Source organism: Cellvibrio sp. BR, assembly GCF_000263355.1.
Taxonomy (GTDB): Bacteria; Pseudomonadota; Gammaproteobacteria; order Pseudomonadales; family Cellvibrionaceae; genus Cellvibrio.
This window is the reverse complement of record NZ_JH668204.1, coordinates 85,533-97,585: the sequence shown is the minus strand read 5'-3', so window position 1 is coordinate 97,585 and position 12,053 is coordinate 85,533. Positions and strand designations below refer to the sequence as shown.

Here is a 12,053-nt window from a genome sequence, read left to right as displayed (position 1 = left end):
GCATGAAGATTGAAGCTGAATTCTGCGTGCTTGGCACCGCTTTGTCATCTGTTAATAAGCAAAAAAACCTGATGCCATACTGGCATCAGGTTTTAATCGCGTCGGAGCCTGTACTTAAGGCAGAGTAAGCACCAAGCGCTTCACGCTAATCGCCTTGCTCGCTGAGCCGGTAAAGCTTTCACCGTAGGAGAGGCTCGTAGTGCTAACGCTTATGCTGGTGGAAGTAATGGCATAGCTAGGTGCTTTTACCGTCCAGCTCAGGTTTTTGGTGGCACCGTCAGCAATGCTGCCCGCACTTTGGGTTTGTGCGCCGGCTACCAGCGAGAATCCCGCCGGTAAATTGATTTTGACGTTTACATTGTGCGCGTCCAAATCGCCGGTATTTTTCACCGCCACTGTGTAGGTGAAGTTGGTGCCGGTAAGTACACTCGCCGGCGCAGTGATGCTGTTGGAAAAAGCCGGGCCGGTAGCGGCGACAAAATTTTCCTCGGTCGCCAGCGAGAAGGGCTCGCTGCTCGCGCCATCAAAAGAGCTGCTGTAGGCATATACCTTGACTACAGCCGATTGAGTCGCTGTGGCTGCTATCTGATGCACGTTGTCGCGCACGCTGGTGTCTGAATCCAACTGGCTATTGCTTGGTTCTGAATAAAGTTTCAAATCCAAATCCGACAGCGCGCGGAAACTGGTTGGCGTAGCGGCGTTGTTGTAATCCACATCACGCTCCCACACCAGCGTTGCCTTATCGCCGTTATACATTGTGCCCTTGTAGAGCTTGAAGCTACCGGATTGCCCTTTGGGTTTGACCGAGTTAGCAAAAAAGTCGTTGCGATGGAAGTGAGCGTGCGCCAAATCCAGATAGCCCCAACCGTAGGTTTTATTCCACTCTTTACCGGTTTTTGGACCGTCATCGGCAGTGGATTGGGTGTCGCTATCCTCCCAGGAATCGGCGGTATTGATCAGCACCGCTTTAATGGAGCGCGGATCCCAGTTACCGGCATCAGTCAATAAGAGTGTCGCTGCGCCGACTTTGGGCGCCGCTGAGCTTGTGCCGCCCAGGTCGGAATAACCACCGGATGCGTTGCAGGTACGGGTTTGATTGCCCGGCGCAGACAGGTCAGGTTTTTTGCGGTTATCCACGGTTGGCCCACGGCTGCTGGAGGCGGTAATCACATCATCAGCGCGCGACACTGTATTGTTGTCCGCCATGTTTGCCACGGTGAGGCCGTTGTAGTTGGTGGCCGGCACGGTCATGGTGTTGGTGCCAAAACCTTGATTGCCCGCTGACTTGGCCCAGTTGGTGGCGTAATCAAACACCACACCATCCACAAAACGCGAGAGCGGATGCCAATCACTGCCGGTCGCATCGCCATTACCCCAGGAGTAGTTAATCACTTCTGGATCATCGCCCGCCGAGCGCAGCATCCAATCCGCACCGGCCATAGTGGTCGCTTCATCGCCGGCATTCTCCACCAGGATAGAATCCAACCCAAAGGCCAAGCCGCGACGGGTGGCATCGGTGCCTGCATACATACAGGCCACGCCGGTACCGTGATTGCCATTGCCCGCAAAATTTTCATAGAAGGTGTGAGTGTTCAGGCCGGTATGGGTTTCCAGCACACCATCATCGATCACACCCACATCCCAGATGCCGCCATCGAAACCGGTATTCCACCAGGTATCTGCACCGAGCGATGCCGCCTGATTATCCAATTCGGCTTTGCCGGGTGTGTTGTAGATAACCTCGGCTACACCTTGCAGTGCGCCAAGTTCCTTTAAAGCTGAAGCCGGGATAACAGCGCTGATGGCATTAGTTGTCACCAGTTTTTCCTGCACCTTGGCACCCAAGCGGGTGATGGCATCCAACTGCGATTCCTGCACACGGGTTACCGCCAGCTCCGATTCGCGTGCAATTTCCTGACGCACTTTGCGCATCAGGCTTTCACGCTGTTCATTGAGCGCGCGGATTTCTTTTTTATCGGCATCGGTAATGTACTGGGCCAACAACTTGCTGTGTTCGACTTCCTTGTCTTTGCTGGCCAGTGTTTCCTTGGTGAGATAGCGATCGTAAATAGCCCGTACTCGCGCCGCCAAACCATCGATATCGCGCTCGTATTGCGCATTTAATTTACGGGCGATAGCGCGCTGGGGTTGCTCGCCAAAAATGATGATCACCGGCAGCGACGCCTGTTCTGCAGCCATACGCTCCAAAACAGGGTCGATACGCACCACGGTGTCAATACGGGGAACTTCGGTTTTTTTATCCGTATCTGCCAGAACTCCGCCAGCAGAACAGGAGATTGCAATCAAGATTGCATGAGTGAGTGGTTTAACAATAGCGTGAGACTTTTTCATGATGAGATCCTTCCAGATTAATAACCAAAATTTGGCACTAGGTGCCGCTCCTTTTATGCCCAGTCGCGCAACCTTTGCACTTGGACAATAGAGCCATTGTGGCCTTAACCCTGGGGGATCTCCGTATCAAAATCCGCTGGTTTTTTGTGATTTATTCACCTAAAACAATCGTTTTTCGTCATGCCCGCCAACGCGGGCATCCATAACAAATTATTTCAAAGAGGGAGCAATGCGCGCCGCCAACAAAATCAGCCCCGCAAAAATCGCCAATAACAGCCACTGGGAGCGGCCATGGGTTTGATCGTTCTGGATAAAATCCTGCAGCCCTGCGGGAGCGGCAGATTGCGCCGCAGCCAGCTCACCCACCGGCACTTCCGGCACCGACGCCACCAGAACGGTGCCCGCCGCACAGTCACGCCCGCCAGCAGGTTCCTGCACAGCAGTATCACAGCCGGGCTTAACTGCCGGAATTACACTGGAAAATACGGGTACAGAGAGGGGGATTAACAGAAAAATAACAAATAAGAGGAAGAGATGAATCCGGTTCATTTGCAAGACTCCTTTGCAAGATAAGCACTTTTGCCGCAAACGTAACCGGGCGCCCTGCCAACCGGCATAACCCGACCGTCCCTGACCGACAAAACCGCTGTTCCGCTCGCCTATCCCTGCAGACGCCCTGCTACAAAAGCCACCATACCCGAACGAGAGGATGAAAACTGTGACAAATTGTTAGAGAGGATTGTGATTTATTCACATAAAAAGCGACTGTAGGAAGTCGCTTTTTGGTGATATGCCATAACCTGACATTTACTTTCTGCGAACTATAATTTCAGGGTCAAGTTCTTTTCCATTAACAATCACGCCATAGTTAAACTTCAATTGACCATTTTTTCGATACTCCTCAACGAATTCACTTTGTAGAAAAATCTCAACCGGCACTTCAATTTTTACTACGCCCGCTCGGGACGGGTTACTTATTTTACGATTGGGGCTCTTCTTGTTTTTGAAGGTCACTATAAACTCATCAGGCCCGGCAAATAGAATTTTTTGTCCTGGCTCCACAACAATTTCCTTGGCTGCTACAAAAGGAATACCTTGTTTATCAACACCTATACCAACAACCGCAGTATTGGTTCCCTTCATAGGATAAACGGTATGATGACTTGTAATTTCTGAGCTGACAGCTGAACAACCTACAAAAATAACAACGCCGCATAGTGCAAATAATTTTACCAAAATACGCATATTAAACCTCCCGGTTTATGAAATGTAGTTAATGAATCCGATCAAATAAATCACTAAATCTTGGCTCCTTTAATACCGAAAAGTCAGGATTAGCGAGTAACAATTTATCTGAATAGCCAGCATCAAGCAATTTCTTAGCATACCGTCTAACATCCTCTTCCTCACTAGTAGCAATAGCAACTCTCAAACTTACCGACAGCGAATCAATGCTAGTTGCATCTAATTTATTGGCAGAAAAAATAACTTCTTTGGCTTGTGAAATATCACCCAAATATGCCAAGGCTATTGCCTTATATCTATAGTTCTTAGCGATATTAGGATTAATCGCTATATCTTCATCAGCATGCTGAATAGCACTATTGAAATAAAAATCAGCCTTTTCATTTTTGTCAGGCAAGAACTTATAGGCATCCGCCACGTAAACCATCCATTGACAATTCATCGGTTCAAGACGCAAAGCTTCTTCATACATTTGTAATGCCTTGTGAAAGTTTCCAGATAAATAATGAACGCTTCCCATATTTGCAAAAATTGCACTATCAGGCTCAATTAATGCAGCCGCCTCAAGATATCTAATCGCGATAGAAAACTCCCCTTTGAATAGGTACATTGCTGCTATATTATTTAAAACAGAAAGATTTTCTGGAACTATCTGAATGATTTTTTTATATATATTTATGGCTTCATCATAACGACCATTTCTGAACAAAAAATATCCATATCCATCGTATGCAATCCAATCTTTAGGATTTTCTTTTATGATCTCGACATGTATTTTCTCTGCAATAGATTTATTGCCAATAGCGTCATAGGCGCCAGCCAATTCAATCGCTACATCAACATTACGACCATCAATCTTTGTTGCTTTTTCCAAATATTCTATCGCTTTAGAAAGCTGTGCAGTTTCAGCATATATCCTACCAATAGCTTTATATGCTTTTAGAGACGTCTCATCCTGTGCGAGCGCAAGCAAGCAAAAGCGCTCCGCTTCGTTTAGCCATATAGCAGATTTAACCAAATCATATTTCTGCCTATATGCATCACATAAGCCAGCATTTGCCAACGAAAACATATTGTCGTGAACTAATGCTTGATTAAAATTCTGAATTGCAGTGTCAAAGTTTGCCAAAGAAGAAGGTTTTTTAAGGTATTCCAACCCCTGCAAATAATAATCATAAGCCGTTACATCCCCCGTCAACCTCAAAGGTGCAGGCCGAAAGTTTTGCAAGCCAAATTCATCCGCCAAATACCGCGCAATCTCCCCCACCAACCTATCCTGCAAAATAAAAATATCCTGATAAGTGCCGTCCAATTTTCCACCGGCGATTTGCACATTATCTTTGCGGCGAAATAAACGGTAGGCGATGCGGAGATTATCGCCGAGCCGCTGTACGCTGCCCTCCAAACGAATGGGAGCGCGAACACCTTCTTTGGAATCTACAATATAAACATCGCGCATATCCGCTAATTGCGAGCGCACCGCTTCGGTTATCCCAGCGGAGAAATAATCGGCATCGGCCTTTTCATTCATTAAATTTTGGAAGTCGGCGATCTCCACATAGTTGGCGGCATAACCCGGCACCAACCAGCGCGGAACAAAATAAAAACCGGCGGCGATAAACGCGAGCAAACAAGCGGTTAATGGGTAGCGATAGGCGATAATTTTTTTATTGAGGCCGCGCAGAAAATAATGCAGGTGATCGCGCCAATTAATGCCCGCAGGTTTGATAAGGTAAACACGGATTTTTTGTTCGATATTTTTTAACGCCTGCACCCCCAGGCGTTTGGCAGGCGCCGAAAGGCTGTAACGGATTTCATCGTACACAGCTTGCGAAATGCAAATACCGTCGGCAACGGCGAGGGGCTCCAAGCGGGCGGCGATATTTACTGTGTCACCAAAAACCGCATTGTCGCGCAGTGCAACTTCACCTTTGTGCAAGCCGATACGGGTTTGCAGGCGCGGTAATTTTTTGTCGCGCAGTGTATTAAAGGTTTGCAGGTGTTGTTGAATGGCAATGGCGGCAGCTGTCGCACTGGCAGCGGTGTCAAAACGCGCAAAAATCGCATCGCCAATACATTCCACTAATTGGCCGCCCTGGGCTTCAATATGGGAGAGTAATATATTGCGATATTCGCCCAGCATGTCTATCGCCATGGCCTCATTGCGCCCCATAAGGCGCGAATAGCCGACGATATCCGTGAACATGAGAGTCTGTTCACAATGGCGTGAATCTGCAGCAGCCATAGGCCGATAGCTCTCCGTGCGACAATAGGGGAAATTTAAAACGGAATTATGATCCTTGCCCAGCAAAAATGGGCATAAGTAGTAGCGATTATTGTGTGTTTTGATGACAATAACAATTCATTTTCTTTACTGGGAACTAGACCACCATGTTGCAGAGCGTCCGTTTATTCGCCGCCGTTCCAGCGCACTATCTTGCGCAGCTGGAAAAACACAGTGTATTGCGCAAGTACCCTAAAAATACCGTATTGGTTACCGAGGGGGATGAGTCGAGCCATTTGTACGTAATTCGCAAAGGTACGGTGAGCGCCTACTTGACCAATGATGAAGGGCGCCAGGTAAATTTAAATTACATGCAGGATGGCGATTACTTTGGAGAGTTGTCGCTACTGGACGGCCAACCACGCTCGGCCTCGGTAATCACCCTGAGCGATTGTGAAGTGTTGATGCTGCCCAAAGCCAGCGTGCATGAGCTGATGCGCGAGTACCCCGACTTCGCATTAATGATGCTTACCGAACTGACCCGCCGCGTGCGCGAACTGACCGATAGCGTAAAAGATTTAGCCTTGCTGGATGTGTATGGACGCGTGAGCAGCACGCTGGAAAAATTATCGGATGAGGACAAACGTATCCACAACCCGAAAGTGACCCATCAGGACATAGCGAATATGGTGGGTTCGTCGCGTGAAATGGTGAGCCGGATTATGAAACAATTATTGATTGGCGGTTACATAGAGCAGTGCACGGGATATATCGAAATTAAAAAAAATCTGCCGCGTTATTGGTAATTTTTTTAGCTGTTTGATTCCCCTGAAAACACAAAGGCCAGCACCAATAGCTGGCCTTTTTTATTGCGCGACATTCATAGTGCCAAATCAATTGAACGCCCCCACCTGCACCAACCAGGCTTTTAATTGCTGCATGGACATAGCGCCAGACACGCGCTGCACTTCTTTACCACCTTTAAATAAAATCAGCGTTGGAATACTGCGAATTCCCCAGCGCTGGGCAATAGAGGGAACCGCTTCAGTATTTAATTTTGCGCAGCGCAAATAGGGTTCGGATTGCGCCGCCAACTGCTCAAACACCGGCGCAAAACTTTGGCAGGGGCCGCACCAGGGCGCCCAGCAATCCACTAACACCGGGATATCATTTTTCTCCAAGGTGTTGGCAACATTGCCCGGATTTAATTCCAGCGGCTTGCCCACAAAAAGGGGGCGTTTGCATTTGCCGCAATTGGGTTTGTCGGTGAGTCGTTCGGAAGGCAAACGGTTAGTGGCAAAACAATGGGGGCAATTAATTTGAACCGGGCTCATAAAATATCCATAGGTTAATAAAGCACACAAACAAAAGATGGGCACTAACAAACAGGCTTCAAGTGCACACTCAAACGAACACCAAAGCGCACAACCAAGTAAAAACAGTATAACCCTTTCAATAAAAAAGCCCATGACCGCAAGGGGGCAGTCACAGGCAAAAAGGAAAACCATTCAGGGATTGCAACAATAACTACTGGCGATAAATAAACTAATTGCGTGTAGCCAGCGCCGATTGCTGGGCAAATTCCCAACCACCACCAAGGGATTTATACACCGCAATCAAATTTAACAGCACCTGCATATCGCTCTGCGCCAATTGTGCACTGAGGGTTAACTGCGACCGCTCCGCATCCAACACCGTCAGAAAATCGCTGCTCCCCACTTCAAAACGCTTGCGGGCAAATACCGCTGCTTGATTGCTCGCCTGCAAGGCATGCTGCAAGCTGGTACGGCGCTCTTCTTCGCGGGTAAAGTTTTGCAGTGCATTATCGGTTTCCGCTAATGCGGTAAGCACCTGCCGCTCAAACTCGGCGATACGCGCCTGGGTGCGGGCATCAGCCGCATCGATTTGCGCATCTACCCTGCCCAGATTGAACGCAGCCCATTCAATGCGCGGCGAGAATAAAAAGGTATCGGTATTGCTATTGCCCACGCGCGTCCAATCGCTGGACAAATAACCCAAGCCACCAGTGAACGTGACGCTCGGATACAAATCCGCCACGCGAATATTGTATTCCGCTACTGCACCCGCCAGCGCTTGTTCGGCGCGGCGGATATCGGGCCGACGTTTTAATAGATCTGTCGGGTTACCCACCGCAAAGGAGGCAGGAATCTGCGGTAGCGATTTCACCAGCGCCAAGGCCGTTTTTAATTCCGCCGACGGCTTCCCGGTTAAAACACCAATACGATTCAAGGCAATATTAATTTCCGCATTCAACGCAGGAATACTGGCGCGGGTTAATTCCAGCTGCGCCTCGGCACGCGCCACATCCAGTTGATCGCCGCGCCCCACTTCAGAAAAACGTTGGGCAAGTTCCAAAGTTTCCTGTTGGTTGAGCACATTGCGCAGCGCGACATCCAACAAATATTGATTGCCACGCAAGCTGATATAGGCACCGGCAACTTCCGCCGCAATGCTAACCTGCGCCGCGTGTAAATCAGCTTCGCGTGCGGCGAGCTGTGCTTTGGATAATTTCACACCGTTGCGGACACGACCGAAAATATCCAGCTCCCAGCTTGCATCAAAACCGGCCTGATAGGTCTCACTGATACGTGAATCCACATCGCCCACAATATCTGCACTCTGCTTTTGACGCGTGCCACTCACACTGGCTTCAATTGTGGGATAGCGATCCAACTTGCTGTTGCGCAGCAACGCGCGGGATTCCGCCAGCGATGCCTGCGCAATACGGATGGAATGATTTTGTTGCAGCGAATTGGCAATTAATTGATTCAACTGCTCATCATTTAATTGCGCCCACCATGCCGCAACCGGCTGCTGCTCACTGGCCGACGCAGGCAATACAAATGCTGCCGGCGCCGGCTGAATCTGTGCGAGCTGCGCAGACTGCTCAACCGATTTAAAACTGTGACAGGCGCTGATCATGGCGGGCAACACAGCGACAACAAAACCTTTTATAAAAACTGATGAAATATTCATGATTGCAACTCCTTATGGTTTGCAACGGCAGGCGTATCGGTATGCACTGGTGCGGGTGAAAACTCTTCTTTCCCCTCAACTTTATAACTGCGTTTACCTTCCAGCTTGCGCAACAGCACATAGAACATCGGCGTAAAAAACAGACCAAAGAAAGTCACGCCCAACATGCCGGAGAAAACGGCTATACCCATCACACTGCGCATTTCGGCACCGGCGCCAGTGGAGAACACCATCGGTAATACACCCATAATAAACGCGAAAGAGGTCATTAATATCGGGCGTAGCCGCATACGGCTGGCGGTAATGGCCGCCTCATAGGTTGCCATGCCGCGCTGCTCTAATTCGCGCGCAAACTCCACAATCAAAATGGCGTTTTTGCTGGCGAGACCGGCGAGTACAAACAAACTAATTTGGGTGAAGATATTGTTGTCGCCGTTGGTAATCCACACACCAAAAAGTGCAGACAAAATGGAGAGCGGAACAATAGTCACCACTACCAGTGGCAATGCCAAACTTTCATACTGTGCGGCCAGCACCAGGAACACCAACAACAGACACAGCGGCAAAATATAAATCGCAGTATTGCCTGCCAGTACTTCTTGATAAGTTAAATCAGTCCATTCATACACAATGCCACTGGGCAACACTTCATCGAGAATTTCATCAATCGCATCCTGCGCTTGACCACTGGAATAGCCAGGCGCGGCGTTACCGTTAATATCCGCTGCTAAATAGCCGTTGTAGTGCGCGGCACTTTCAGGACCGTAACTTTCTTCCATGGTCAACACCGAACCCAAGGGCACCATATCGCCTTGCACATTACGCACTTTTAAATTCAGTGCATCCGCCGGGGTATTGCGATACTCCGCATCTGCCTGGGCGATAACCTGATAGGTGCGACCAAATTGATTGAAATCATTGACATAAAGCGAACCCAAATAGATTTGCATAGTGTCAAAAATTTCTTTCACATTCAGGCCGAGCTGTTTGGCTTTGGTGCGATCCACATCGGCATACAATTGCGGCACATTGATTTTGTAGTTGGAAAACACACTGGCTAATTCCGGGCGCTGCATGGCTTTTTGTTGCACTTGCGCCACAACTTCTGCCAGCTTTTCGTAACCCAAACCAGCGCGGTCCTCAATTTGCAATTTAAACCCGCCCGTGGTTCCCAAACCGCGCACTGGCGGAGGCGGGAATACCGCAATAAAGGCCTCTTCGATACCGGCAAATTTCATTTGCAGCTTTTGCGAAATAGCCGCGGCCGATAAATCTGCACCATTGCGCTCATCAAATGCATCCAGCGTTAAAAACACAATGCCGGCACTGGAGCTATTGGTGAAACCATTAATACTCAAGCCTGGAAATTGCACTGCACTTTCCACACCGGCTTCGGCCAAACCAATTTCACCCATTTCACGGATGACTTGCTCAGTGCGCGCCAGAGTGGCGCCATCGGGCAGCTGGGCGAAAGCGATTAAATATTGTTTATCCTGCGCGGGCACAAATCCTTTGGGAATAATATTAAAACCGACCGCCGTCACCGCCAGCAGCACCGCATAAACGCCTACAGCCATTGCTTTGCGGCCTAATAATTTCCCAACTTTGGTTGAGTAATCACCGGAGGCGCGATTAAAACTGCGATTAAACCAACCAAAAAAGCGACCAAAGAGTTTATCCATAATGCGCGTCAGGCGATCTTTGGGTGCATCGTGACTTTTTAACAAAATCGCCGCTAATGCCGGACTTAATGTCAGCGAGTTAATGGCAGAGATCACGGTAGAGATTGCAATAGTTAACGCAAATTGTTGATAGAACTGTCCGGTCAAACCACTCACAAAGGCGATAGGCACAAACACGGCAACCAGGGTCAATGAAATTGCAATAATCGGCCCGCTCACTTCCTGCATGGCTTTATAAGTAGCCGCAAGCGGCGTTAAGCCTTCTTCAATATTTCGCTCCACGTTTTCCACTACCACGATAGCATCGTCCACCACGATACCAATCGCCAACACCAAACCGAACAGCGACAAGGTGTTAATCGAAAAACCAAAGGCCCACATCAACGAAAAGGTACCGATGATTGAAACAGGAACCGCCAGCAGCGGAATAATGGATGCGCGCCAAGTTTGCAAAAATAAAATTACTACCACCACGACTAATGCCAGCGCTTCGAGCAAGGTTTTGATTACCGCGCTGATGGAGCTTTTTACAAAAATAGTAGGGTCGTAAACGACTTTATATTCCACCCCCGCCGGAAAACGCTCGGATAATTGCGCCATGGTTGAGCGCACCGCATCGGAAATTTGAATGGCATTAGCACCGGGCGATTGGAAAATAGGAATTGCCACCGCCGGTTGGTTATCCAACATGGCATTCAAACTAAATTCTGACGCACCCATTTCAATGCGCGCCACATCTTTCAAGCGAGTAATTTCGCCAGTAGCGCCCGCGCGGATAATAATTTCGCCAAATTCTTCCGGGTTATCCAAACGCCCCTTGGCATTGATGGGCAATTGCACATCCACCAAATCAGTAACCGGCGCGCCGCCAATCATACCGGCCGCGACTTGCACGTTTTGTTCGCGAATCGCGTTAACAACATCATTCGCAGTGAGATTTTTTTCGGCGATGGTTTCCGGATTCAACCAAATACGCATAGCGTAATCGCCCGAACCAAACAATCGCACCTGGCCTACACCGGTCACTTTGGCGAGCTCATCTTTAATATTCATGAGTGCATAGTTGCGCAAATAAAGTTCGTCGTAACTTTTATCCGGCGAAATTAAATGCACCACCATGGTTAAATCGGGCGAGCTTTTTACCACGGTAACGCCGCGCTGGCGGGTGACATCCGGCAAACGTGGTAGCGCTTGGGAAACACGGTTTTGCACCATCTGCTGCGCAAGGTCAACATCGGTGCCGATTTTAAAAGTGACGGTCAAGGTCAAGCGACCATCGGTAGTGGCCTGTGAAAACATGTACAACATATTTTCAGTGCCCGCCAATTGCTCTTCCAAGGGCGTAGCAACCGTTTCAGCAATGACCTTCGGGTTAGCGCCAGGGTAGGACGCACTCACCACCACCGAAGGTGGCGATACATCCGGGTATTCCGATATAGGCAATTGAAACATGGCGAGTAAACCGGCGATAAAAATCAACAGTGAAATCACGCCGGCAAAAATGGGACGATCCACAAAAAATTTGGATATGTTCATGGTGAGCCTGCCTGCAA

General features: G+C 48.9%; 8 protein-coding genes. 1 reads left to right on the top strand and 7 read right to left on the bottom strand.

What is annotated here, in order from left to right; all coding sequences use genetic code 11:
- Positions 1-114 precede the first annotated feature (114 nt).
- The 4 genes from O59_RS16250 to O59_RS16235 form a co-directional block, all read right to left on the bottom strand.
- The gene (locus tag O59_RS16250; RefSeq protein ID WP_007644571.1) at positions 115-2,352 is read right to left on the bottom strand and encodes a S8 family serine peptidase; all 2,238 of its coding nucleotides are present in this window, start codon (positions 2,350-2,352) and stop codon (positions 115-117) included.
- Between the two features lie 210 nt (positions 2,353-2,562).
- Entirely contained in the window at positions 2,563-2,901 is a 339-nt protein-coding gene (locus O59_RS16245) for a hypothetical protein (RefSeq protein ID WP_007644570.1), read from the bottom strand.
- 258 nt (positions 2,902-3,159) lie between these two features.
- The gene (locus tag O59_RS16240; protein ID WP_157152613.1) at positions 3,160-3,597 is read right to left on the bottom strand and encodes a hypothetical protein; all 438 of its coding nucleotides are present in this window, start codon (positions 3,595-3,597) and stop codon (positions 3,160-3,162) included.
- Positions 3,598-3,625: 28 nt separating this feature from the next.
- Positions 3,626-5,842 carry a tetratricopeptide repeat protein gene (locus O59_RS16235; RefSeq protein WP_040393198.1) on the bottom strand — a complete coding sequence of 739 codons (2,217 nt, stop codon included), beginning with the start codon at positions 5,840-5,842 and terminating at the stop codon, positions 3,626-3,628.
- Positions 5,843-5,988: 146 nt separating this feature from the next.
- Here O59_RS16235 and O59_RS16230 point away from each other — a divergent pair, with 146 nt between their 5' ends.
- A complete protein-coding gene (locus tag O59_RS16230; RefSeq protein WP_007644567.1) occupies positions 5,989-6,627 on the top strand; it encodes a Crp/Fnr family transcriptional regulator in 639 nt (212 codons plus the stop codon).
- A gap of 87 nt (positions 6,628-6,714) precedes the next feature.
- On the opposite strand, the gene trxC is transcribed toward O59_RS16230, so the two are convergent.
- The 3 genes from trxC to O59_RS16215 all read right to left on the bottom strand — a co-directional run bounded on the left by trxC (position 6,715) and on the right by O59_RS16215 (position 12,036).
- Positions 6,715-7,155, bottom strand: a complete 441-nt coding sequence (gene trxC / locus O59_RS16225) for a thioredoxin TrxC (protein WP_040393197.1) — start codon at positions 7,153-7,155, stop codon at positions 6,715-6,717.
- A 211-nt stretch (positions 7,156-7,366) separates the two neighbouring features.
- Positions 7,367-8,818 carry an efflux transporter outer membrane subunit gene (locus tag O59_RS16220; protein ID WP_007644563.1) on the bottom strand — a complete coding sequence of 484 codons (1,452 nt, stop codon included), beginning with the start codon at positions 8,816-8,818 and terminating at the stop codon, positions 7,367-7,369.
- Positions 8,815-12,036, bottom strand: coding sequence for an efflux RND transporter permease subunit (locus O59_RS16215; protein ID WP_081489725.1), 3,222 nt, complete (start codon positions 12,034-12,036; stop codon positions 8,815-8,817). Before O59_RS16215 ends, O59_RS16220 begins: the two co-directional genes overlap by 4 nt.
- Positions 12,037-12,053: the final 17 nt, after the last annotated feature.